Annotated in this window: 18 protein-coding genes; 7 read left to right on the top strand and 11 right to left on the bottom strand. The window is 61.9% G+C overall.

Annotation, left to right across the window (positions count from 1 at the left end; genetic code table 11):
• Positions 1 to 5: 5 nt before the first annotated feature.
• Positions 6 to 1,781, bottom strand: coding sequence for an acyl-CoA dehydrogenase (locus tag EQW76_RS09765; protein WP_142824171.1), 1,776 nt, complete (start codon positions 1,779 to 1,781; stop codon positions 6 to 8).
• Between the two features lie 136 nt (positions 1,782 to 1,917).
• Between EQW76_RS09765 and EQW76_RS09760 the strand changes: the two genes are divergently transcribed.
• Positions 1,918 to 2,916, top strand: coding sequence for a transporter (locus tag EQW76_RS09760; RefSeq protein WP_142824170.1), 999 nt, complete (start codon positions 1,918 to 1,920; stop codon positions 2,914 to 2,916).
• 56 nt (positions 2,917 to 2,972) lie between these two features.
• Here the strand turns inward: EQW76_RS09760 and EQW76_RS09755 are convergent, their stop codons facing one another.
• A complete protein-coding gene (locus EQW76_RS09755; protein WP_142824169.1) occupies positions 2,973 to 3,449 on the bottom strand; it encodes a BA14K family protein in 477 nt (158 codons plus the stop codon).
• 145 nt (positions 3,450 to 3,594) lie between these two features.
• Here EQW76_RS09755 and EQW76_RS09750 point away from each other — a divergent pair, with 145 nt between their 5' ends.
• Entirely contained in the window at positions 3,595 to 4,527 is a 933-nt protein-coding gene (locus tag EQW76_RS09750) for a GH25 family lysozyme (RefSeq protein WP_142824168.1), read from the top strand.
• Between the two features lie 12 nt (positions 4,528 to 4,539).
• Here the strand turns inward: EQW76_RS09750 and EQW76_RS09745 are convergent, their stop codons facing one another.
• Together EQW76_RS09745 and EQW76_RS09740 are read right to left on the bottom strand one after the other, a co-directional pair.
• Positions 4,540 to 5,625 carry a hybrid-cluster NAD(P)-dependent oxidoreductase gene (locus tag EQW76_RS09745; protein WP_142824167.1) on the bottom strand — a complete coding sequence of 362 codons (1,086 nt, stop codon included), beginning with the start codon at positions 5,623 to 5,625 and terminating at the stop codon, positions 4,540 to 4,542.
• Between the two features lie 2 nt (positions 5,626 to 5,627).
• Positions 5,628 to 6,872: an aromatic ring-hydroxylating dioxygenase subunit alpha gene (locus EQW76_RS09740; RefSeq protein WP_142824166.1), complete on the bottom strand. Its 1,245-nt coding sequence runs from the start codon at positions 6,870 to 6,872 to the stop codon at positions 5,628 to 5,630.
• Between the two features lie 614 nt (positions 6,873 to 7,486).
• Here EQW76_RS09740 and EQW76_RS09735 point away from each other — a divergent pair.
• Both EQW76_RS09735 and pip read left to right on the top strand, forming a co-directional pair.
• Positions 7,487 to 8,095 carry a DUF6656 family protein gene (locus EQW76_RS09735; protein ID WP_142824165.1) on the top strand — a complete coding sequence of 203 codons (609 nt, stop codon included), beginning with the start codon at positions 7,487 to 7,489 and terminating at the stop codon, positions 8,093 to 8,095.
• Positions 8,096 to 8,119: 24 nt separating this feature from the next.
• Positions 8,120 to 9,142, top strand: coding sequence for a prolyl aminopeptidase (pip, locus tag EQW76_RS09730; RefSeq protein WP_224128082.1), 1,023 nt, complete (start codon positions 8,120 to 8,122; stop codon positions 9,140 to 9,142).
• Positions 9,143 to 9,190: 48 nt separating this feature from the next.
• Here the strand turns inward: pip and EQW76_RS09725 are convergent, their stop codons facing one another.
• The gene (locus EQW76_RS09725; RefSeq protein ID WP_142824164.1) at positions 9,191 to 9,484 is read right to left on the bottom strand and encodes a hypothetical protein; all 294 of its coding nucleotides are present in this window, start codon (positions 9,482 to 9,484) and stop codon (positions 9,191 to 9,193) included.
• A gap of 238 nt (positions 9,485 to 9,722) precedes the next feature.
• Here EQW76_RS09725 and EQW76_RS09720 point away from each other — a divergent pair, with 238 nt between their 5' ends.
• A complete protein-coding gene (locus tag EQW76_RS09720) occupies positions 9,723 to 10,697 on the top strand; it encodes an L-threonylcarbamoyladenylate synthase (RefSeq protein ID WP_142824163.1) in 975 nt (324 codons plus the stop codon).
• A 37-nt stretch (positions 10,698 to 10,734) separates the two neighbouring features.
• Positions 10,735 to 12,159, top strand: coding sequence for an FAD-binding oxidoreductase (locus tag EQW76_RS09715; RefSeq protein WP_142824162.1), 1,425 nt, complete (start codon positions 10,735 to 10,737; stop codon positions 12,157 to 12,159).
• A 34-nt stretch (positions 12,160 to 12,193) separates the two neighbouring features.
• Here the strand turns inward: EQW76_RS09715 and EQW76_RS09710 are convergent, their stop codons facing one another.
• Positions 12,194 to 14,659: a DNA translocase FtsK gene (locus tag EQW76_RS09710; RefSeq protein WP_244615293.1), complete on the bottom strand. Its 2,466-nt coding sequence runs from the start codon at positions 14,657 to 14,659 to the stop codon at positions 12,194 to 12,196.
• A gap of 516 nt (positions 14,660 to 15,175) precedes the next feature.
• Positions 15,176 to 17,752, bottom strand: coding sequence for a DUF1217 domain-containing protein (locus EQW76_RS09705; RefSeq protein WP_142824160.1), 2,577 nt, complete (start codon positions 17,750 to 17,752; stop codon positions 15,176 to 15,178).
• A 319-nt stretch (positions 17,753 to 18,071) separates the two neighbouring features.
• Here EQW76_RS09705 and EQW76_RS09700 point away from each other — a divergent pair, with 319 nt between their 5' ends.
• Positions 18,072 to 18,638, top strand: coding sequence for a DUF6101 family protein (locus tag EQW76_RS09700; RefSeq protein WP_111217689.1), 567 nt, complete (start codon positions 18,072 to 18,074; stop codon positions 18,636 to 18,638).
• 51 nt (positions 18,639 to 18,689) lie between these two features.
• On the opposite strand, the gene ubiA is transcribed toward EQW76_RS09700, so the two are convergent.
• The 4 genes from ubiA to EQW76_RS09680 all read right to left on the bottom strand — a co-directional run bounded on the left by ubiA (position 18,690) and on the right by EQW76_RS09680 (position 24,430).
• The gene (gene ubiA, locus EQW76_RS09695) at positions 18,690 to 19,652 is read right to left on the bottom strand and encodes a 4-hydroxybenzoate octaprenyltransferase (RefSeq protein WP_142824159.1); all 963 of its coding nucleotides are present in this window, start codon (positions 19,650 to 19,652) and stop codon (positions 18,690 to 18,692) included.
• Between the two features lie 125 nt (positions 19,653 to 19,777).
• The gene (locus tag EQW76_RS09690; RefSeq protein WP_142824158.1) at positions 19,778 to 20,587 is read right to left on the bottom strand and encodes a MipA/OmpV family protein; all 810 of its coding nucleotides are present in this window, start codon (positions 20,585 to 20,587) and stop codon (positions 19,778 to 19,780) included.
• Positions 20,588 to 20,716: 129 nt separating this feature from the next.
• Positions 20,717 to 21,976 (bottom strand): cyclopropane-fatty-acyl-phospholipid synthase family protein, encoded by a 1,260-nt coding sequence (locus tag EQW76_RS09685; protein ID WP_142824157.1) that lies wholly within the window; start codon positions 21,974 to 21,976, stop codon positions 20,717 to 20,719.
• 141 nt (positions 21,977 to 22,117) lie between these two features.
• A complete protein-coding gene (locus EQW76_RS09680; RefSeq protein ID WP_142824156.1) occupies positions 22,118 to 24,430 on the bottom strand; it encodes a Tex family protein in 2,313 nt (770 codons plus the stop codon).
• Positions 24,431 to 24,525: the final 95 nt, after the last annotated feature.

Below are 24,525 nucleotides of genomic sequence, written 5' to 3'. Positions count from 1 at the left end.
ACAGGTCATGTCAGCAGGGCGCGCGCGGCAATGAGGCTGTCAGCACCGCGCATCACCTGGTCTTTCAACGCTGCGGTCTCAGGGAGCAGGTTTTTTGCAGCAAAGCGGCAAAGTGCGATGCGCGCCTCACCCTCCCCGTCGTCGGCCACGGCCATCCCTCCCTTGGCGAGATAGCAGCCTGATAGTACCAGCCCGAACAACCGCAGATAGGGTGTCGCGCCGGCAAGCGCCTCCTCGATGCGGTTGCCGGCCTGCGCTGACAACAGCCATTCGGTTGCGGCCTCGATATCCGCAATCGCCATTCGCAACCTGTCCGCCGTCGCCCCGAAGAGCGGCAATCCAGAGGCCGCGACACGCTCGCAAATCGCCTGCAGTTCGCCGATCAAGCCGCGCACAGCCTGGCCGCCGTCCAGCGGCAGCTTGCGGGTGACGAGGTCGATCGCCTGAATGCCGTTGGTGCCCTCATAGATCGGCGCGATACGGGCGTCGCGCCAAAGCCTCGCGGCACCGGTCTCCTCGATATACCCCATGCCGCCATGCACCTGGATGCCGAGCGAGGCGACGTCGACGCCGCAATCGGTGGCAAAGGCCTTGGCGATGGGGGTGAGCAGCGCGGCACGGGATCGCCAATGGTTTGTGTCCATGCCTGCATGGGAAAGATCGATCGCGTGGGCGCAGGCGTAAGTGATGGCGCGGGCACCCTGTGTCAGCGCCTTCATCGTCAGCAGCATGCGGGCGACATCGGGATGATCGACGATCGGGCTCATCGATCCACCATGATGTCCCGCCGCCCGCCCCTGCCGGCGCTCGCGGGCATAGGCGACGGCCTTTTGCGTGGCGGCTTCGCAGACACCGACCCCCTGCATGGCGACGGCGAGCCGCGCATTGTTCATCATCGTGAACATGCAGGCGAGACCCCGGTTTTCCTCGCCGACCAGCCAGCCGATGGCGCCGGGCGTCTCGCCTAACCTGCCATCGCCGTAGATCATGGTGCAGGTCGGCGAGCCATGGATGCCGAGCTTGTGCTCTAGCGAGTGGCAGAAGAGATCGTTGCGGGCACCGAGCGACCCGTCCGCCCCGACGAGGAACTTCGGCACCAGGAACAGTGATATGCCCCGCGTGCCCGGGGGAGCATCGGGCAACCGGGCGAGTACCAGATGGATGATGTTGTCGGCGGCGTCGTGATCGCCCCAGGTGATGTAGATCTTCTGGCCGAAAATGCGGTAGCTGCCGTCCTCGTGGCGTTCTGCACGGCTGGTCAGCGCCCCGACGTCGGAGCCGGCGTGCGGCTCCGTCAGGTTCATGGTGCCGGTCCATTCGCCGGAGATCATGCGGGCGAGATAACGATCCTTCAACGCCGGACTGCCATGGGCCGACAGGGCCTCGATGGCGCCCATCGTCAGCGTCGGCGCCAGGCCGAAGGCCATCGATGCGCCGTTCCACATTTCCAGCGTGGCGACATTCAGCATTTGCGGCAGACCCTGACCGCCGAATTCCGGCGATGCCGTCAGGCCGTTCCAGCCGCCGGCCGCCCAGTCGCGATAGAGTTTCGGCCAGCCTTTGGGGAGAACGACTACGCCGTCGACCAGTCGCGCGCCCTCGGTGTCGCCGATGGCCGCCAACGGTACGATTTCGTTGTCGGTGAAGCGGGCTGCCTCCTCAAGGATGGCGTCGGCGAGATCGGCACTGAGATCACCGACCGAGCCAATTTCGATGGCCTGGTCCAGCCCGGCCACGTGGCGAAGCGTGAACGCGATTTCCGCGACAGGCGCCTTGTACATTCGGTCTCCTCCCGATCATGCCGATGCTGCCGACCACCTCCGGCCGGCGTTTTTTCCTGCAGGTGGGTCGCGCAGCTGCTAAGAAGCTGTCACAAGCAGGGCCTATGCACATGTTTACCTTAAACGGCGATGCAGCATGACGACAATATTCAATCCGACCATCCCGGGCTTTGTCTGGGCACACCACCTTTCGCCCGATAGAGGTCAATCCGAGCGCCTCCCCGACACCATCGAACGCTCTGCCCTCATGTCGCTGGAGGGCTTCGTCTGGCTGCATCTCAATCTCGTCGATGCCCGTGTCGCTGCGTTTCTGGAAGACTTCCCTGGCCTTACCGACGATATGCGTCAAGCCCTGACGACGCATGATACGCACGCGACCATCACCGTCGACGAGAAGGTGATCTTCGGCACGCTGGTGGATTTCCAGCTCGATTTCGACCAGGATACGCGCGACATCGGCTGGCTGCACTTTGCCATCTCCGAGCGCTTCATCATCACCACGCGCCTGCAGCCCTTGCGCAGCGTCGAGCGGGTGCGCGCCACCATCGAAAAGAACCCGGCGCGCTTTCATCGGCCGCTGGATATCTTCGAGGCGCTGGTCGTCGAGTTCCAGCGGACGCTGATCGCGCTGGTCATCGAGACCACGGAGGAAATGAACCAGATCGAAGACGTGGTCTACGATGCCACTTTTCGCGACGAGCGGCGGCGGCTGGCTCCGGTACGGCGCACCATCGTCCGCGTCCATCGGCACCTGCGCACCATCCTGTCTCTCATGCGCCGGGCAGCGGCTTCCGACGACGACGAGATGCCCGATGGTTTCGACGACGTGGCGGGGCGGCTGACGACGCGGCTGGAGACTGTGGACCACGATGTATACGCGCTACAGGAGCGGGCGCGACTGCTGCACGAGGAAATCGATTCGAAGCTCTCCTCGGAGACGAACCGGCATCTCTACATCCTGTCGCTGATGACGGCCTTCCTCTTGCCGCCAACGCTGGTAACCGGCTTTTTCGGCATGAACACAACCGCCCTGCCCTTTGCCAGCAGCGAGCACGGGACTGCCTATGCGGTCGCGATCATCGGAGCGTCCATCCTGCTCGCCTGGTGGCTGCTGAGGCGGGTTCGCATTCTGTAGCGCATGAAAAATGCCCGGCTGTTAACCGGGCACTTTGCAGTCTGATCACATGGCTATCAATAAAACGGCGACAGGCACTGCTGGCGTGGGCCGTGGTTCGGCTGGAAGGTGTTGTCGTAGCCACGATACGAGCGATAGCGGTTGGCGCACCACTCGTAATGGCGTGGATTGATGCCAGCCGCGGGGCGCGCGTAGGTGCGAGGCTCGCTGGCGATAGCGCCGCCGATCAGCGCACCGGCGCCGAAGGCTGCCAGAGGGAACCAGTAGCCATCGTGGTAACGGTAGCCGTGGCGGTATCCATGGTATCCGCGAAAGCCGCCGTAGTAACCGCGTCCATAGCCGCCTCTGTAGTAGCCGCCGCCCCGATGGCGCCAGTATTGCACCTGCTGGACATCAGAAGACGCCGCGCCGGAAACTGCTGGCTGGGCCGCCGATACGGATGGCATCGGCAGCGCGAAGGACGGGGTAAAACTCGTTACAGCAACTGCTGCTGCAAGAGCGAGCGTGACGGCTCTGGTACGTATCTTGAACATTTTCGTCTCCAATCCGTAAATCTGGTGTCGATAAACGAACTTGTGGGCGGAAAGTTCCAAATTCAGCCCACCGACACACCCGCAGCCGGGGCAGCATGCAACCCTTAACGGCGCATTAACCATATGCGCCTACCCTTGACAGACCATGGGAAAGCGAACAGTTCTCAACCTGATTATCGGTTCTCTTCTGATCCTGGCGCTGCCGGCGCAAAACAGGCTGGCGCTGGCCGGCGAACGCCAGCCCTGGAACGATCCCGAACACGCGCTCATCATAGACGCCTACGAGCTGAACAGCATCGACTGGGATGCGCTGCTGCAGGACACGCGCATCAGTGGTTTTGTCTCGAAGGCCTCCGATGGATTGCCGGAAGATTACGCCTGCAAAACGAGCGACCATTCCGGCGATACGGTCGGTCACTGCAAGACGATGTGGCGCAAATATGCCGTCAGCCGCGAGCTCTTTCGCACCCGGCGGCTCATCGCCAAATCGAACGGCATGTTGTGGGGCGCCTACCACCTCGGCCGTCCCGGCAACCCCATCGACCAGGCAAACCATTTCCTCGATTACGCCGACCCGAAGGCGGACGAGCTTATGGTGCTCGACATCGACGGGCTAGATCCGCAACAGTTCATGTCGCCGGCCGACGCCCAGATCTTCGCGATCCATATCAAGGAGCGCACCGGGCGCTACCCGATCCTCTATGCCAACGATGTGGTCGCGAGATTCATCGCCGACCACCGCAGCGACTACCAGATCCTGTCGCGCCTGCCGCTCTGGTACGCGCGCTACAAGCCCGACGTCGAAGGCACGTTTCCGCTCGGCAACTGGACTGACTATGCGATGTGGCAGTTCTCCTCCGCCGACAATTGCTCCACGCGCCGCTGCCCGTACCGCGTGGCCGGGACTTTACCGGATATCGATGTGAACATGGCATCGATGACCAAGACGCAGCTGGCAAGGATATGGCCGCAGGGAGAGCTCGTGCCGCCGCGCATCGATACACCGTCGATGCTGGCATCGGCACCGGGCCCGGCAGCGAAAATGCAGGTCACCGCGCTGAACTATCAGGATTTCTGACGAGCTTTGCGCTTAGGCTTCGATCTGGACGTCCGTCTTCGGGCGAGAGCAGCAGGCGAGGATGTAGCCCTCGTCGATCTCGTCGTCGAGGATGCCGCCATTATGGTTCATCTCGACATCGCCGGAGAGCTTCATCACCTTGCACGTGCCGCAGAGGCCGGATTCGCAGGCGGCACCGATGCGGATGCCGGCGCCACGGGCGGCCTGCAGGATGGTCTGGCCGGGCGCGCAGGCCACATCCTTGCCGGCCATGGTGAAGCGGATCGAAGTCGCGACCTCGCCGTCCGCGCCCACGGCCGGTTCAGGCTCGAGATCGGCAGAGGCCGGGCGGAAGCTTTCCTGGTGGTAGCGGCTCATGTCGAAGCCGGCAGCCTCGATGCTGGAGCTGACGAAGTTCATGAACATGTCGGGGCCGCAGCAGAACACAGTGCGGTCGAGGAAATCATGGGCAAGCAGCGCGATCTTCGCCTTGTCGATGCGGCCGCGCAGGCCGGACCACAGCTCCATCTGGCCGCGCTCCTCGACGATGAAGCCGAGATTGAGGTTGGGCATGAAACGGGCGAGATATTCAAGCTCCGAGCGGAAGACGATTTCCGAGGGGCCACGAGCGCAATTGATGAACGAGATATCGGAAAGCGGTGCGACATCGCTCATGTAGCGCGTCATCGACATCATCGGCGTGATCCCGGAACCGGCCGAGATGAACAGGTATTTTTCGCCGGGATGGCGGATATGGGTGAAATCGCCGAGCGGCCCGAAGGCGCGGATACGCATGCCAGGCTTCAGGTTGTCGAACATCCAGCGCGTGCCGATGCTGTCCTTCTGCGCTTTGACGGTGACGGCGACCGAAAACGGCCGCGTCGGGGTGGACGACAGCGTGTAGGTCCGCATTAGCGGCTCCGGCCCGACCGGCAGTTCCAGCGTGACGAACTGGCCCGGCAGATAGCGGAACCAGTTGTCCTTGTCGGAGCGGAACGTGAAGGTCATCACATCGGGCGCCTCCGGCGTCACCGACAGGCATTCGAGCAGGTGCTGCCTGTCGCTCCAGGGCTGCATCTGGTCGAGGTGAAGGTGACGCGCTGTTCCCGCTACGCTCATGCTCAGGCCACGACCGAAAGCTTGGCCTGCTCGCCCTGCAGCCGGCTCGTCATGAAATCGGCGTACCATTCGACGAACTGTGCGACGCCACCTTCATGGAGCTCCGAGTAAGGACCGGGCTCATAGGCCGGGGAGTGAATGCCGAAAGCATTTTCCTCGACGATGCGGCGGTCCTGGTCGTTGGTCTCGGTCCAGACGTGGGTCAGTTCCTCGAGATTGTAGTCGACGCCCTCGACCGCATCCTTGTGGACCAGCCACTTGGTTGTGACGGCGGTTTCCTCGGCGTTGAGCGGCAGCACGCGGAAGGAGATCGCGTGGTCCACCAGCATGTGGTTCCAGGTGGACGGATAGTGGAACAGCAGCATCGTGCCAATGTTGCTCATGGTGACGTCGTCCGAAAGCGGCTTCTTGACGGCGCGCTGGCCGGACATGGTGTAGCTCTCGGCACCCTCGATCAGCGGCATGCGGGCGACGCGGAACTGGCCGGTCGGGTCCATCTTGAACTCGCTCGGCAGGCCGCCGGCCTCGCAATGCGCCCAGTGGGCAGCGATAACCGGATCGTCGCCGGCGCCCTGGACGCCGGTTGCAGTCGGGGCTTCCGGATAGGTACGGCAGAGCTCGGGGTGGTTGGCGGCGCAGTGATAGCACTCGCGGTTGTTTTCCCAGACCAGCTTCCAGTTGCCCTTCTCGATGATGGTGCTCTGGAAGGCGATCTTGGATTCGCTCAAGCGGTGCGGCATCATGTAGGGGGCGATGCTGTCGCGAACGGGCTGGAAGTCAGGTGCGGTCTGCGCCAGCGAGATGAAGATATAGCCGGCCACGCTTTCGCAATGGATAGGCTTCAGGCCGTACTGGCTTTTGTCGAAGCTGTCGGCCATCTGGCGGGCGAACTGCAGCGAACCGTCGAGATCGTAGGTCCACTGATGGTAGGGACAGACGAGCTTGGCTGCAGAGCCGCGATCCGATGAGCAGACGCGCGAGCCGCGATGGCGGCAGCTGTTGTGGAAAGCGCGGATGACCTTGTCGCGGCCACGGACGATGACGATAGGATATTCGCCGACCTGGGCGGTGATGTAGTTGCCGGCACGCGGCACCTCGCAATCATGACCCATGAACAGCCAGTCGCGATAATAGATCATCTCCATATCGATCTTGAAATAATCCTGATCGATATAGAAGGGCTGCTCGAGGCTGAATCCCTCGCGGCGGTTCTTCAGCTGCCGCAGCATCGTGTTGCGAATATCCATCCTGATGTCCTCGTGCCTATCGCCGACCAGCGGGATAAAATGATAGGAGCGAGCCGAGATCGGCCTGCCCTGTGACCTTTCGACCGCCGACTGCGGCCCATTTCAAAACGCATTGCCTCAAACACCGCGCCAGCACGAGATTCGCCTGACGAAACATCATGCCGCCTTTCCGGACTTGCGACCAGAGGCGTTTTACCGACCCCGACCTCCTGCCGTTTTCGACCGCGCCGCCAGAAAAACGCTTCTTGCGGACGGTCTCCTGCGACCTTTCTCCATATAAACATCGCGCCCGATTACGACGTGGCTTCTATGCGACATAAGCACGGAAATTGACGACAGCGGAAAAGCCGCCCGAGATACGCATCGGTGGGGACTGCATGCATTGCAGAACAAGCGTTTACGACCGATGGAGGATAGAGGACGGAGACGCACCGCTTCCGCATTCAAACCGGCCTGGTAGCAAATGCCTGTTTGCGACATAAAGGCGCTTGGCACGCCGCAAATACGTTTTAGCCGGAGATAGCGGGCGGAGCACCGTAGCGAAGGCGATTTCATGCGTTCTTAACGATGACAGCGTAGCCTGCAGGTACGATTTTGAACCGCGAGCGCGCAGCATGGCCAAGCTCAGATATTTCGATGCCAAGGCAGAAGCCGCAGTCCAGCCGCCAGCCCCGGCTGCCATCCACAGCGAGTTCCTGCGGACCGGCCGCATCACGCGCGAAAAGGACAGGCGGGAAAAAGACCGGCGCTATCTCAGCTACGATGCCGTCGCCGAGCGCACCGCACTCCGTCTGCAGGCCGCCGGCGAAAAGACGCACGAGCGGCTGAACGGCTTCCACAGGTCGATCCAATTTCCAAAACTGGTCTTTCACCGGACACTCGCCGAAAGGCCGCACCTCGGCTACTGCCACGTGACGGCGTCACGAACGCAGTTTGCCGAATACAAGAATGTCAGCTGGGCCTTCTACATCGCCAATTTCTACGCCGAGATCGACGACAGTGAGGCCAGCTTCGTCAAGATCGACCAGCGGCATCCACGCATGTACTTCGCGGTCGCTGTCGAGCAGATGCAGAGCAGCGATGACAAGGCTCTTGGCATCAACCGCGCCGTGCGCGGCAACGGCGTATTGTTTCGCACCGTCGATCCGCAAACGGCAATCCGCAACGTCCTGCTGCTTGGCGCCCGCAACGAACAACTCCGCGACATCATTCGCCAGCTTTGAGCGGCGGCGGCGTAGGTGCCTTGGGTGAGCGACCGCGCCGCCCAGGCCGCGTCGAACTCGGAAAGCCTCTTCAAGACCCCGGACTACAACCTCATGAGCGACCCGATAGGCAATCTGCTGGACCACGGCCTGCTGAAGGTTGACGACAAGACCGAGATTTACTGGGAGAAATCGGGAAACCCCGACGGAAAGTGCGCCCTCTACCTGCACGGAGGACCGGGCAGCGGCCTCGGCTCGGGGAGCTACCGTGAGCTCTTCGATCCCGCAGGATACTGCCTTATCGGTATCGACCAGAGAGGATGCGGGCGCAGCCGGCCGCTGGCGATCGACGATCTGAACGAACTCTCCGGAAACACCACACAGGCCTTGATAAGAGACATCGAGGCGCTGCGGCACCATCTTGCAGTGGAACGCTGGCTGGTCGCGGGGATCTCCTGGGGTTCGACTTTGGCACTCGCCTATGCGCAGTCGCATCCGGCCAGGGTTTCCGAGCTTGTTCTCATGGCAGTCACGACGACGAGCCGCGCAGAAGTCGACTGGATTACCGAAGGTGTCGGGTGCCTGTTCCCGGAAGCCTGGGATCAGTTCGAACGAGCCTCCGGGCGCACCGGAACCGAGCGACCCGTCGACGCCTACGCACGCAGGCTTGCTTCATCGGACGCGGACGATCGCAGGGCCGCCGCTCGTTGCTGGAACGACTGGGAGTCCACGCATGTCTCCCTCGATCCGAACTGGGCACCGCATCCCCGGCGCTTCGACGAAATACGTGCAGCAAACTTTGCAACTCTGGTCACCCATTACTGGGCAAATGACGGCTTCCTGCGGGGCGGCGATACTATTCTTGAAAGGATGGACTCGATCCAGCATATCCCCGCCGTTCTGATCCACGGTCGCCGAGACTTCAGCGGACCGCTCGTAACGGCATGGCGGCTGCATCAAGCCTGGCCAAACAGCAGATTGCTCATTATCGAACAGGAAGGCCACGGCGGCCCAATGTCGAGAAAGGAAATGCGGCTCGCGCTTGATGCGTTTGCTTCGAGCAGGTGAGCCTAGCCTGTCGCCCTCGATTAAGCCGCTGAACCGTGGGAGACATTTTCAGGAGGAAGATCGTTGCCGGCTACGGTGGCGCCGGATTGCATCACAACAGCGCCGTTGCCCGATGAGCTTTCCGGCGACATGGCCTTTGAGAACCAGATTTCCCTCATTCAGCAGATTGCGACCCACCTCGCCGGAAATGACGGCGTTTCCGCCGGCTTCGATGATCAGTCCGCCCGATAGCCTGCCGCGTGAAACCAGGTTGGCGCCCGGCTTCACGTAGGTGACGCCGCTGATCTCATTACGGATGACGGCATTGCCCGTTACGACGAAATCGCCTGTATGCCGGTTCATTGTGATTGTTCCTCTGAGGCAGCTTGGATCAAGCATCTGGTGAAATCCATGCTGGGATCATTGCTGCGACCAGCAAGGCGGCATTGGGCTTCACCTTATCAAATTTGCTTGATGGCTGTTGGCGAGGGTTCCAGGATTAGAGCGACCGTCGCGGTTCGAACGACCCGGCGACCTCGTGGCACTTGCCCTCCACCACCGGAAAGGCCTAAGGACAGATCGATCAGGAAACGGGTCGCGCATGGCAGAGATTATCGACATCTTCCACGACAGGGACGGCGCGATTTTTCGGGCGTCGGCCTTGCTTGCGGACGGGTTTCCGGTCGCGTTGCCGACCGAGACCGTCTATGGGCTTGCCGCCGACGCCACCAATCCGGTGGCGATCACACGTATCTACCAGACCAAGGGGCGGCCGAGCTTCAATCCGCTGATCTGCCACATGAGCGATCTTGCCATGGCGGAGCGGCACGCGGTGTTCGACCCGATCTCGCGCAAGCTGGCAGAAGCGTTCTGGCCGGGGCCGCTGACGCTGGTGCTGCCGTTGAAACCGGAAAGCAACATCCACGCGCTGGCGACCGCCGGCCTCGACAGTGTGGGCATCCGGGTTCCCGATGGCTTCGCCGCCGACCTTATCCGTGCCTTCGACCGACCTCTGGCGGCCCCGAGTGCCAACACCTCCGGCCGGATCAGCGCCACCAGCGCTGCCCATGTCGAGTCCGATCTCGGCAGCAAGATCGAGCTCATTCTCGATGGCGGCGCCTGCGACGTCGGTGTCGAATCGACGATCGTCAAGATCGATAGCGGCGGGATGCGATTGCTGCGTCCGGGCGGGCTGGCGGCGGAAGATATAGAGCGCGTGGCCGGCATTCCACTGACGCGCAAGGAAGGCGCTAGCCCGGCGATAGAGGCCCCCGGCATGATGGCATCCCACTACGCGCCGCATGCAATGGTCCGGCTGGACGCCACCGAGGTTACCGCCGGCGAGGCGCTGATCCGCTTCGGAAGCAACCCGGTGGCTGGCGAGGAGGAAGCGTCCGTCATTTTCAACCTCAGCCCCTCCGGCGATCTCACCGAGGCTGCAGCCAATCTTTTCGACTTCATGAAACGTGCAGATGCCATCGGCGTTATCGGGATGGCTTTCACCACCATCCCGCAAGACGGCCTCGGCGAAGCGATCAACGACCGGCTGCGCCGCGCCGCAGCACCCCGCGACTAGACCAGAGTTTCCGACTGCAAGACAAGGACCAGCACGCATGGCCACCCCCTCTCCCGCCCTGCTCGACCGCTTTGCCGCCATCGTCGGCGCTGCCCATGTCTTGCGCGAGGCGGCCGACATCGCCCCCCGCCTCGTCGAAAATCGCGGGCTCTATCATGGCGCCTCGCCGCTGGTGCTGAAGCCCGGTTCGGTCGAAGAGGTCTCGGCCATCCTGAAGCTTGCCTCGGAAACGGGAACGGCGATCGTGCCGCAGACGGGCAATACCGGCCTCGTCGGCGGCCAGACGCCGCGCGATAACGGCGCCGATGTGATCGTCTCGCTGGAACGGATGAACCGCATTCGCGAGGTCGATGCCTTTGCCGGCATCATGGTGGTCGATGGCGGCTGCATCCTTGCCGATGTGCAGAAGGCGGCAGAGGATTGCGGCAGGCTGTTTCCGCTGTCGCTGGGTTCGGAAGGCTCATGCCGGATCGGCGGCAATCTCGCCACCAATGCCGGCGGCACGGCGGTGCTTGCCTATGGCAACATGCGCCAGCTCTGCCTAGGCCTTGAAGTCGTGCTGCCAACCGGCGAGATCTGGAACGGGCTGCGGCGGCTGAAAAAGGACAATACCGGCTATGATCTGCGCGACCTGTTCATCGGCGCGGAGGGAACGCTCGGCATCATCACCGGCGCGGTGCTGAAACTGTTTCCGCAGCCGCTTGGCCACCAGGTGGCCTTTGCCGGCCTACGGTCGGTCGAGGATGCGCTGTCGCTGTTCAGGAATGCATCGGGTCTTTGCGGCCCGGCGTTGACCGGTTTCGAGCTGATGCCGCGCATCGGCGTCGAGTTCACCGTCCGTCATATCGATGGCGTGCGCGATCCGCTGGAGACCGTTCACCCTTGGTATGTGCTGATCGACATCTCCACCTCGGATTCAGCCGAAACTGCCGAGCGGATGATGTCGGCGCTGCTGGAAAAGGGTTTTGAGGCAGGGCTGGTGCAGGATGCGACGATCGCCAGCTCGCAGGCGCAGCAGAAGGCCTTGTGGCACATGCGCGAAAGCATGTCCGGCGCCCAGAAGCCCGAGGGCGGCTCGATCAAGCATGACGTGTCGGTGCCGGTGTCGCAGATCCCTGAATTCATGCACGAGGCGGAGCAAGCTGTCATGGCGGCGATGCCAGGCGCCCGCATCTGCGCCTTCGGCCACATGGGCGACGGCAACATCCACTACAACATCTCGCAGCCTGTCGGCGCCGACAAGGCGGAATTCATCGGCCGCTGGCGCGAGATGAACCGGATCGTCCACGGGCTGGTGTTGAAACACGAGGGCTCGATCTCGGCGGAGCACGGCATCGGCCAGTTGAAGCGGGACGAGCTGGCATCGATCCGGCCGGAGATCGAAATGGAACTGATGCGCCGGATCAAGAAAAGCTTCGACCCTGCCGGGATCATGAACCCCGGCAAGGTCGTGTTGGTCTAGCGGCCGGCGACGCAGGCGCGCCGCCGCCTGTTGCTCAATCCATGTCGTCTTGCGGCGGCATCGGCGTGGCGTTGCGGTTGCCGGAAATGATCTCGCGCTTGCCGACGTGGTTGGCGGGGCCGACGAGGCCTTCCTTTTCCATGCGCTCGACGAGCGAGGCGGCGCGGTTGTAGCCGATGCCGAGGCGGCGCTGGATGTAGGATGTCGAGCACTTCTTGTCGCGCATGACGACCTTGATCGCCTGCTCGTAGGTGTCGTCGCTATCCTCGGACCCCATTGCGCTCTTGTCGAACACGGCGCCGCCGTCTTCTTCCTCTTCCTCGTCCTCTTCACCGGCAGTGACCGTATCCAGATATTCCGGGCGGCCCTGCATCTTCAGGTGGGCCACGACCTTCTCGACTTCCTCGTCGGATACGAAGGGACCGTGGACGCGCGAGATGCGGCCGCCACCCTGCATGTGCAGCATGTCGCCCTGGCCGAGCAGTTGCTCTGCGCCCTGCTCGCCGAGGATCGTGCGGCTGTCGATCTTCGAGGTCACCTGAAAGGAGATGCGGGTCGGGAAGTTGGCCTTGATGGTGCCGGTGATGACATCGACCGACGGGCGCTGCGTCGCCATGATCAGGTGGATGCCGGCGGCACGGGCCATCTGCGCCAGACGCTGGATGGCGCCTTCGATTTCCTTGCCGGCGACCATCATCAGGTCGGCCATCTCGTCGACGATGACGACGATGTAGGGCATGCGGGCCAGATCGAGTTCCTGGCTCTCTTCCGTCGGTGCGCCCGTGGTGCGGTCGAAACCGGTCTGGACGGTGACGAGTATCGTCTCGTTCTTCTCACGGGCAATGGCGACGCGGGCGTTGTAGCCATCGATGTTGCGGACGCCGAGGCGCGACATCTTGCGATAGCGATCCTCCATCTCGCGCACGGCCCATTTCAACGCCAGCACGGCCTTCTTCGGATCGGTGACGACGGGGGTCAGCAGGTGCGGAATGCCGTCATAGACCGACAGTTCGAGCATCTTCGGATCGACCATGATCAGGCGGCATTCTTCCGGCGTCATGCGGTAGAGCAGCGACAGGATCATCGTGTTGATGGCGACGGACTTGCCGGAACCGGTGGTGCCGGCGACGAGCAGATGCGGCATCTTCGCAAGTTCGGCGATAACGGGTTCGCCGCCGATGGTCTTGCCGAGGCCGAGCGCCAGCTTGAAGCTGCTCTGGGCAAAATCTTCCGATTCGATCATCTCGCGGAAGTAGACGGTTTCGCGCGTTGCATTCGGCAGTTCGATGCCGATGACGTTGCGGCCGGGCACGACGGCGACACGGGCCGACAGCGCCGACATGGAGCGGGCGATGTCGTCGGCAAGACCGATGACGCGCGAGGATTTGACGCCGGGGGCCGGCTCGAATTCATAGAGGGTGACGACCGGACCGGGGCGAACATGGATGATCTCGCCCTTGACGCCGAAGTCTTCCAGCACGTTTTCAAGAAGGCCGGCGTTCTGCTCCAGGGCTTCCTGGGTCATGATCACGCCGACGCGTTCCGGCGGTTCCTGCAGTAGTTCGCGCGGCGGCAGTTCGTACTCACCGTCGCTGCTGATGGAAACCGGGCGCCATTCCATCGGCGCAGGGCTGACGGGGCGGTCGCTGCGGGTGGAAACGGGAATGCGGCGGTTCGGCGCAGCGTCGACGACGCCAGCCTTCGGGGCGGGAGCAACGATCTGCGCGACCGGGACCTGCTTTGCCGGGGCTGCAACTGTGGCTGGCTTGGGCAAAACGACGGCAGCGACGACCGGAGGTGCGGCAACGGTTGCTGGCGCCAGCGGTGTCAGGACGATAGGCTCGGCGACTTCGTTCGGCTGGACGGCTGCAGCCTCCGGCACTGGCACGACCGGCGCCGGTGTGGCTGCGCGACCGGAGGGCTGCCAGTCGATGATTCGGTAGAGCGATGTCGCCGATTGTTGCGCCGTCTCCGTCGGTGGAGCGGACATGGGCGGCGCAACGAAGGCCGGTGCCGCTGCTGCTACGGGTGGAGCGAGTTCGCCGTCGAAGGGCATGACGTCCCAGAAGGCGAAGTCGGACAGGTTAGCCAGATGCGAGGCCAGCTGTGCCTGCGGCACCACGGCGACGGGCTGGCGCTGCCAGGCAGTCAGCGGCGGAACAGGCGTGGATGCCGGCGTGAAGATATCCTCGACGAGCCTGTTGTTCCACGGCATCGGCGCAGCAGGGCGCGGCTTCTCGATATGGCCCGGCGTTTGTGCGCTCGGTGTTGCAACCTCGGCAGCTTGCGACGTTGCTGGTGCCTCGGGGCTGATGGTGGCTTGTTTGACTGCGGTCTGTTGGATGGTCTGCTCCGTCTCGTTAACGTCCGAGTCCGGCGATTTCTTGCGGCTGATCAGACTTTCGGGTGTCCGCGTGAAACGGACATTCGGTGCCAGCGAAAAGGCGGTCTGCCAATCCTGCACGGCATCGGCCGGTACCAGTGGTGGGACCAGCGGCATGTTTGTACGGCCGGTCGGGGAAAGGCCTGCATCCGGAGCAGCGACGGGCGTCGCCTGTGGCTGGCGCAGTTGCGCCGCCTTCAGCTGGTCGGCGCGCTGCTGGTGGGCGATCTCGGATCGGCGCTTGGCTTCGCGCGCCTGGATCAGCTTTTGCTCCAGGTAGGCCCGGCGCTCGGCGATCTGCCGGGCTTCCCGCAGTTCCGCTTCGGCACGTTCGGCGTCGGCATGGACGTCCCGCTGGAAATCCGTTTCGCCGTTGGAAAAGTTGGTTTTGGAAAAACGCATAAGACCTGCAATCCAGTCATTGATTGGCCGATAGCTACCCCAATCGAATAGGCCAGGGACGGTTAATAAGTTCCTTCCGAATTGGCGGCAGTTTGAAGGGCTGGATGCAAAAACGCATGTTTTGCGGGCTTTTTGGCTGGCTTGGACAGATAAATATTTTAGCCTCCACCGACGCGAAGCCGGGCGCCGTCGACTGCGGCACGCGCAGTCGACGCGGGCGTTCCGTTGCGATCAGGAGGTCGAAAGCTGGGCGATGGAGAGCAGCGTATCGGCGCTGATGCCGATAGACTTCGAGGACCCCTGGAGGATCGAAAGTGCCGACGAGGAGGTGCTGCCGGCGTTGTTCTGCAGATCGTATTCGACCGAGAAGCGCTCCAGCAGCTTGTTAAGTTTCGTCGGATCGCGAAGATCGTCAACGTTGACGAATTTCTTCAGCAGCGCCGCCTGATCGTCGACGTTCATCGACGAAATCGCGCTCGGCAGGCTGAAAGTGGTGGTGATGACCGAATAGAGTGCCGTGTCGGACATGATGTCGTAGACGGAATTGATATTCGGTGCCTGGCGTTGGAAATAGAGAGCAAGGCGCGTGCCGGGGTTGTTGTCGCCTTCCTGCGATTCGAGGGTCTGGTGCAGGTAGAGTTCGTTGGTGGCGTCGAGCGCGCCCTTGTTCTGGGCGCTGCCAAGCTTGGTATCGACCATGGTGCCGTTGGTGCCGAAATTGAAAGCTTCGACGATGTCCTTGAACTGGGCACCGGCGGTGGTGTTGAGGAAGCTTTTCGAATTGTCGGGGTCCGACGCAAAGGCCTTTTTCAGCGTGTCTGTTGTCACCTTCTTCGGATCGATACCGCTGGCCTTGAGGATGAAGTCGGTCAACTTCGGGTCGGCCAGAAGGTCTGAAACGCTCGTCACCTTGGCGATGTTAGTGGTAAAGTAGGTGGCATCCTTCTTGACGGTGGCCGTTGCCGCCGTCAGTGCCGAACCCGTCAATCCGCGTCGCGTCTCGGTTGAATATTCGGAGATGTAGCTGTTGACCTGAGTCGTCGAGAGCGCCGTCACCTGCGGCTTGATCGTGCCGGCGCTGTCGAAATTGAAAGCCTTGGCGAGCTTGACGAAGCGATCGTCCTTCAGCGTGTTGACATAGCTTTTCGGATCATAGGGATCGCTCTCCATGATCTTCTTCATCTGCGCCTTGGATATCTCGTTTTCGCCGATCCCGTAGGAGCGCAGCGCCATCTGGTAGAGTTCAGGCAGATTATCGTTGGCTGTGCTGGAGTCAGCCGTCGCATTGCTGGCGAAGAACTCGTTGATATTCTTGACCTTGGCGATACGCGTCTCGTAGTTCGCCACGGCATCCGCCTCGGCGGTGGTCTGCTCCGACTGGTAGTTGGCTGAAAATGCCGTGGTCGCTGCAGCCAGTTGCGTGGAGGTTTGCGCCACGGTGCCGGAGGCCACCGTCCCGTCGGACTGGAAGTTGAACTGGGCGACCACGCCCGAAAAGCCGACGAGCTTGGCGTAGGTGGGGTCTTCCACCGATGTCTCGAGGTCGTATTTGAGCGTGTTGTCCGACGCCTGCGCATCCAGCGACTGCAGGTTGTAGGCGATCTTGACGTAGTCGAACAGGCGCGTATCCGAGGTCAGCTCTTCGACTGACGTCACCGAGCCGATATGCGCCTTGTAGTAGGCAGCGTCGTCAGCTGCGGCGACGGAGGTGACGAATGACGGGACGGTGGTGTTGTAGGCCTCCATGACGGCAGCCTTCTGGCTGAACGTCTGTATCTGGCTGGTATAGTTGGCGGCGTAGTTTGTCGATGTGGTACTGATCTGGTCGGCGGTCTGGGCAGACGCGCCCGTTGCGACAGTGCCGTCGCTGCCGAAATTGAACTCTGTGAGCACGCTGGTCAGTCCGTTATCCGAAGCGGTTGCGGGGTCCTTCACGGAGGCCACGAACTTCGCGCCCGTAAGGGACGGGTCGATGCCGTAGGCGGTCTTGACGTAGTCGAACAGGCGTGGATCGGACACCAGCTGGTCCACCGATGTAATCGTGCCAATATTGGCCTCGTAGTAGCTCTTGTCCGCATCCGGCGTGGTGGTGGCGATCGATCCGTCGGCATTGAAGCTGAATTGCGCCGCCATCGCCTTGTCGGCGGCGCTGCCGTTGACGTTGACGAAGCTGTTCGGATCCGACACGTCGCTGGTCAGCATCGACTTCAGGAAGCTGTTCGAAATATTGGTCGGGTCGATGCCGTAGCCTTTCAGCACATAGTCCCTGAGATCGGTATCGCTGAGGAAGTCGTCGACATTCTTGACCGAGCCGATGGCCGCGTCATAGGCGTCGCTCGCAGTCTTTGCCGCCGTTTCTTCGTCCGTAAAGGATTGCTGGTAGAGGCCGATGGCGGCATCCGTCGTGTCGGACGAAGTCGATGTCGACGTCGAACCGAACATCGTCGTCAGGGTATCGCTCGACTGCGCCGTCGTCGCGGTAGAAGCGCCGAAATTGAATGCTGCGGCAATCGCCTTGTATTTCGGGTCGTTCAGGCGATTGGCAAAGCTGCTGCTATCGCTGAGGTCGCTGGTCAGTACCTGCTTCATGAACGCCTTGGCGTAGGTGAAGTCCTCCAGCCCGTACGACTTCATCGCGTAGCTGTAGAGCTGGTAGTTGTCCATCAGGTCGTCGACGGTTTTCACCTTGCCGATATTGGCATTGTAGTAATCGACCTCCCGCTTCGTCGTCGGCTGGGAGGCAACGCGCGCAAGGGTCGACGTCATGTTCTTTGTATCGAGCGTGTAGCTCAGATAGGTCGATGTCATCTACGCGCACCTTGAAGTCTACACTCGAGACCGTTTTCGAATCTTCCCGATTATCGACCTCAAACCTTACCCGGGACTTTACATCGGCCGCCACGACGCTGCGCCGGAGTGGGACGACGCGCATCGGCACATATTCATATTATGGAAACCCTGGCGGGTTCGTTTTTGCTAACCATTTGACGACGCAAACTTTTCTTAACCGCAATTTTTAAGCTGTCTGGAAGGGGGCGCGCCTAGTCTCGGGTCATCGAGAGGGCGAAAGTTCTCCGTCAAGAAGACCGGAAAACCGGCTCTCATGATAAGACAAGGGTAGAAAACGATGACCAATACCGTCCTTAAGCCTGTCTGGGCCGGAACGACACTGCGGCTCGATCCAAACCGCTTTCCGCAGCATGTCAGCTATGCCATGCGCGGTGCTACCGGCGACGTGACGATCACCATCGACTCCCGCGGCGCCGTGCTGCGCAAGGTGCTGCCATCGAGCGGTCTGCCGCTGTCGATCGCCCTGCCGAAGCGCGCCTTCAAGGGCGTTGCCGCCCGGGCCATCGACCATGGCGACGGCGAAGTGACCGTGACGCTCGAACTGCACCATGACGATCCGGATCTCTGCATCCCGCTGCTCGTCGCCCATGATCTCAGCGACATCGCTGCCGACTGGCGCACATGGTCCGAAGCCTTCAATATCCCGATGATGATGGTCGAAGCGGATGGCGTCGCTCGCCTGCTCGAAGATCATCTCGGCGGTGTGCGTACCAACGAAACGCAGCCGCGCCGCCGCCATTCGTTCTTTGCCGACAGACGCCCCCGCTTCCTGGTTCGTCGCATATCGGGCAAGATGGGCGTCACGCTCAAGATCGCCGGTCGCGAGATCATCGCCCGCGACTGAGGATCAAATACCCCTCCCCCGAAACCCGGCGCCTGCGCCGGGTTTTGCGTTTCAGCCGGGAGCGGAAAGCGCCATGGACAACAGCAGGCCGGCAAAGATGATGGCACCGACCCTGCCGTTCGAGCGGAACAGGATCAGGCACTGCGGCGCGTCTTCGATATCGAGGACGACGATCTGGTAGGCGAACATGCCGCCAGCGATGACAAGGCCAAGAAATGCGATGGGACCTGCGCCGGCCAGCGCGAAGGCAAGGAACATCAGCACTAGCGCCGCGCCATAGAGGCTTACGAGCCATATCTTCGTCTTTTCGCCGAACAGTCGCGCCGTCGAACGGACGCCGATCAGTTCGTCGTCCTCCTTGTCCTGATGGGCATAGATGGTGTCGTAGCCAATGGTCCAGAGAATGGCGGCGATGTAGAGCAGGATCGGCGGCAGCGACAGGCTACCGAAGATGCCGGCCCAGCCCATCAGCGCACCCCAGGAAAAGGCAAGCCCGAGGAAGAACTGCGGCCAGTCGGTAAAGCGCTTGGCAAAGGGGTACACCGCCACCAGTCCCAGCGACAGCAAGCCGAGGCCCACACAGAACCAGTTGAACTGCAGGAGAACGAACAGTCCGACGAGAGCCTGCAATGCAATGAATATCTTTGCCTGCTTGCGGCTGACACGGCCTGACGGCAAAGGCCGCGAGCGGGTGCGCGCCACGGAAGCATCGATATCGTGATCGATGAGATCGTTGAACGTACAGCCGGCACCGCGCATCGCCACCGCGCCGATGAAATAGAGGATGAGATGGTAGAACAGCAGCGGACCGACGAACTCGCCCAGCGTCAAGGCGGCATTGGCGGCCAAGGTCACCGACCAGAAGCACGGCCATAGCAGCAGCTGCCAGCCGATCGGCCGGTCCCAGCGTGCCAGCTGGGCATAGGGCCACAGCCACGGCGGCAAGGCCTTGTAGACGAAATTATCGGATGGCGCATCGGCGACTCGGTCGCGGAAATCGTGGCTGTTGCTCATGCGGAATGTCTAGAACATTTCAGCGTTTCACGGAAATGCGAAAATGTTGGACCTATCTGCTCTCACGCACTTCCAGACGCAAAACCGCCAAGCACTTTTGCCGAACTGTTCCGACGGGCGCCTTATCAGTTCAGCGTGAAGCCGAAGCGGTAGGTGGCGGACAGGCCGATGACGAGCTGGTTTTTGTCGCCGCGTTCACGCACCAGGCTGCTGTCGGCTGCAGGACCCTTCAGCCGCTGGTATTCCACGAAGGAGCTGGTGCTCAAATTCTTGGTTGCCTGCCAGGTCAGCGCACCGCCGACACCGACGGATTTCAGGCCGCCGCCGGGATTGTAGCGATCGAGCCCGCTGGCCGCCGATTCCTTGCCGTCGACACCGTAATAGGTATCGAAATAGTTCGCCGTCGCGAAGGTTGCCCTCGGTCCACCGGAGAGCCGCAGATCAGGGGCGATGTCGGTGAAAGCATCAACCGCCACATCGGCAACGATGCCGTTATGGGCGCGGATACCCTGGCGCACTTCGGCACGGGCGCGGATCCAATCGGTCGGGTAGACCTCGACGAAGCCACCGGCCTCTGCGCCCCATTTGACATCCTTCAGCCCGCGCAGTTCACGCCCGTCGCTCGAATCCCGGCTCGGCACAAACTTGCCGACGATGCCGGCCCGAAATGTCCCGGTATCGAGCAATGCAAAAGCCGGATTGTCGTTGCGCGAGGTAAATCGCGGCGCAGGTCCTTGCTTGCCGAAGGAGATCAGCGGCGAAAACTGTAACTTGTAGTGCTTGGCGCCCTCGAATTTGGGACCGACGAAGCCGGCAGCGCCGACGCTGACATACCAATCGCCGGACCACCAGGCACGACCGTCGCCAGCCGTGGCGGCCCCTGCCATTGTCGCAAAAAATCCAAACGAAATCAGCAGACTCGAGGTCTTGGCCATGGGAAATCCTACTACGCAATACAAAGGCAAGAGCCCGGAATGCCTAAACTTATCCGGATCGCATTACCACTTGCTTAACCAAGCGCCGAAGCTGTCCGCCCGCAGATCGTCATGGCAAAGACGCGAGGATCAGAACACAATCTTCTCCAGCGGTGCACGGCGGGCTTCGAATTCCTTGAGCTTGGCTTCGTTTTCGGCAATGTAGTTCCGGTTGTTGGGAACCGCGAACTGGTCCTTGGCGATCTGGATCTGGAAGATAAAGAGCTGCTCCCAGCGGAAGGCCATCTCCGAGCCTGCCAGGTAGAACTCCCACATCCGGAAGAATTTCTCGTCATAGAGGGCGACGGCTTCCTCCTTGCGGGCGATGAAACGTTCTCGCCAGTGACGCAGCGTATAGGCGTAATGCATCGGCAGGATTTCGATGTCCTTGACCAGCAGGTTGGCCTTTTCCAGAGCTGGCGTCGTCTCGGCCAGAGACGGGATATAGCCGCCGGGAAAGATGTATCTCTCGATGAAGGCGTTGGTAGAGAAGCTTGGCCTCGGGCGACCGATGGAATGGAGCACCATCACCCCATCATCGGCGAGCAACTCCGAGACCTTGCTGAAGAACTTGCGATAATTGCCGATGCCGACATGCTCGAACATGCCCACCGAGACGATGCGGTCGAACTTGCGTCCGCTGAGGTAGCGATAATCCTGCAGTTCGAAACGCACCCGGTCAGAAAGGCCGCGCTTTGCAGCGCGCGCGCGCGACACCTTAAGCTGCTCCTGGCTGAGCGTGATGCCGGTGAAATCGACATTCTCCGTCGATTCCGCCAGGTACATCCCCATTCCACCCCAGCCGGAGCCAATCTCGAGCACGGACTGACCGGGCTCGAGCCGCAGCTTGGCAGCGATATGGCGCTTCTTGGCGAGCTGGGCTTCGTCGAGACCGATGCCCGGCGGCTCGAAATAGGCGCAGGAATACTGCCAGTCCTCGTCGAGGAAGAGGTCGAAAAGCTTGGCCGAGAGATCGTAGTGGTGGGCGACATTGTGCTTGCTGCGGTTGACCGGCAGGCGGCTCTTCAGCTGCTGCCAGGCAATGCGGCCGATCAGCTTCATGGCGATCTTGAAATCGAACAACTCGTCCGTGGTGTTGAGCTTCACCAGCGACAGGAAATCATAGATGTCGCCCTGTTCGAGGATGAACCGGCCTTCCATGAACATTTCGCCCAGCTTCAGCGTCGGATCTGTGGCGATGGCGTCTTCCGCCTCGCGGTCGGCGGTGCGCACCGCAACGGTCTGGCCGGTGCCATCGCCGAGCAGATGCGTCTCGCCGTTGGAGAGCGTGATCTGAAGGGAGCCTTTGCGGATAATTTTGGTGACAAGAGCAAGCAGTGACGACGCCATGACGCCTCTCAATCATATGACAGACAATCAGGAAACATTATCCCCTCAAGATAGTCTGGCAAGCTTACGAACGGCGGTACAGGCACTCCGGCACGAACATTGCCGGAGTGTGACATTCTTGCAAATATATAAGCTAAGTGACTATTTTCGCTTGAGCGCATCGGCGAGCGCCGCGCCGAAGCTGCCCTGCGTCTGCGGTGCCGGGCGACTGACCTGCTGCTTTGCCGGCATCACCCGTGTTTCGGGACCGCTTCGGTTCTCGCGGGCCGGTGGCGCGGCGTCATCGCCGGCGTCCTTGCGCATGCTGAGGGCGATCCGCTTGCGCTTGGCATCGATGTCGACGACGCGGACTTTCACGACGTCGCCGGCCTTCACCACCTCATGAGGATCCTTCACGAAACGGTCCGCCAGCTGCGAGACGTGAACCAGACCGTCCTGGTGTACGCCGATATCGACGAAGGCGCCGAAGGCCGCGACATTGGTAACTGTGCCCTCCAGCATCATGCCTGGCTTTAGGTCGCTGATTTCGTTGACACCCTCGGCAAAGGTCGCCGTCTTGAAGCTCGGGCGCGGGTCACGGCCGGGTTTTTCGAGCTCGGCCAAGATATCGCGCACGGTCGGCAGGCCGAAGCGTTCATCGACGAAGGCGCGTGGATCGACCGCCTTCAGCGCGGCGCTATCGCCCATCAGCGTGCGCAGGTCGCGACCGCAGGCGGCGACAATCTTCTTGGCGACACCATAGGCTTCCGGATGCACCGAGGAGGCGTCGAGCGGCTCCTTGCCGCCGGTGATGCGCAGGAAGCCGGCGCATTGCTCGAAGGCCCGGGGCCCAAGCCGCGCGACCTTCAGGAGATCGCGCCGGGTTTCGAAACGTCCGGCCTCGTCGCGGTGGCGGACGATGGATTCGGCAATCGCCGCACCAAGGCCTGAAACGCGGGCAAGCAGCGGCGCCGAGGCCGTGTTGAGATCGACACCGACGGCATTCACCGCATCCTCGACGACGGCATCCAGCGAGCGCGACAGCTTCTGCTGGTCGACATCGTGCTGGTACTGGCCGACGCCGATCGATTTCGGCTCGATCTTGACCAGTTCGGCCAGCGGATCCTGCAGCCGCCGGGCAATCGATACTGCGCCGCGCAACGTCACGTCGAGATTGGGGAACTCCAGGGCTGCCGCTTCCGATGCCGAATAGATCGAGGCGCCCGCTTCGGAAACGATGACCTTGGTAGGCTTTGTGCCAGGCAATTCGACTAGCATGTCGCTCACCAGCTTTTCGGTTTCCCGGCTGCCGGTGCCGTTGCCGATCGAGATCAGTTCGACCTTGTGCTTGACGATGAGGGCCGCAAGCGTCGCCTGGGTGCCGCGCACATCGTTGCGTGGTTGGAAAGGATAGACCGTGGCTGTCTCGAGCAGCTTTCCGGTGGCATCGACGACGGCAACCTTGACGCCCGTGCGGATGCCGGGGTCGAGACCCATGGTGGCGCGCGCGCCGGCGGGTGCTGCGAGCAGCAGGTCCTTTAGATTGCGCGCAAATACGTGGATGGCCTCCTGCTCGGCTCGTTCACGCAGCTCGCGCATCAGGTCGAGCGACAGCGACATCGACAGTTTGACGCGCCATGTCCAGCTGGCGACCTCCATCAGCCAGCGATCGCCGGGCTTCTGGGCGCCGATCTCGTAGGCCGTGGCGATCATCCGCTCGACAGGCCTGAAGGGTGACGCGAGATCGGCGTCGATCTCGATCGTCAGCGTCAGCATCTCCTCGTTCCAGCCGCGCAGCATGGCGAGAGCCCGATGGCCGGGAGCCGTTGCCCAGCGCTCGGTGTGATCGAAATAGTCGGAGAACTTCGCGCCGGCCTCCTGCTTGCCATCGACGACCTTGGCGCGCAGCTGGGCATTCTGACGCATATGGGCGCGCAAGGTCTTCAGGAGATCGGCATTTTCGGCGATGCCCTCGGCAATGATGTCGCGGGCACCCTCGAGCGCCATCTTCACATCGGTCACCTCGTTGGCGACATAGCCCTCGGCAAGCTGCGCGGGTTCACGGCTGCGATCTTTCAGGATTGCCTCCGCCAATGGCCCTAGACCGCGCTCGCGGGCGATCTCGGCGCGGGTCCGGCGCTTCTGCTTGAACGGCAGGTAGAGATCCTCGAGCTCGGCCTTCGTGGTGACGCCGGCGATCTTGCGCTGCAGGTCGTCGGTCATCTTGCCCTGGCCGGTGATGCTGTCGCTGATCGAGCCGCGGCGCGCTTCGAGCTCGCGCAGGTAGACCAGCCGCTCGGCCAGCGTCCGCAACTGCCCGTCATCCAGCCCGCCGGTCACTTCCTTGCGGTAGCGGGCAATGAACGGCACCGTCGAGCCCTCGTCGAGAAGGCCGACCGCCGAAACCACCTGCTCAGGCCGAGCATTGATCTCGGCGGAAATGATTGCTGCGATGGAGCGGATATCTGCGGCCATGGGGATCTCTGCGTTGCTTCTGATTGGCGCGACCATAGTCCGAGAAAGCGGCAAGGCAATGATCTCAGTCAGCGCTTCCGGTGGACTCCACAGGA

It is taken from the genome of Rhizobium sp. rho-13.1 (assembly GCF_007000305.1).
Lineage (GTDB): Bacteria > Pseudomonadota > Alphaproteobacteria > Rhizobiales > Rhizobiaceae > Rhizobium > Rhizobium rhododendri.
The sequence above is the reverse complement of the archived record's forward strand: the minus strand, read 5'-3'. Positions and strand labels throughout refer to the sequence as shown.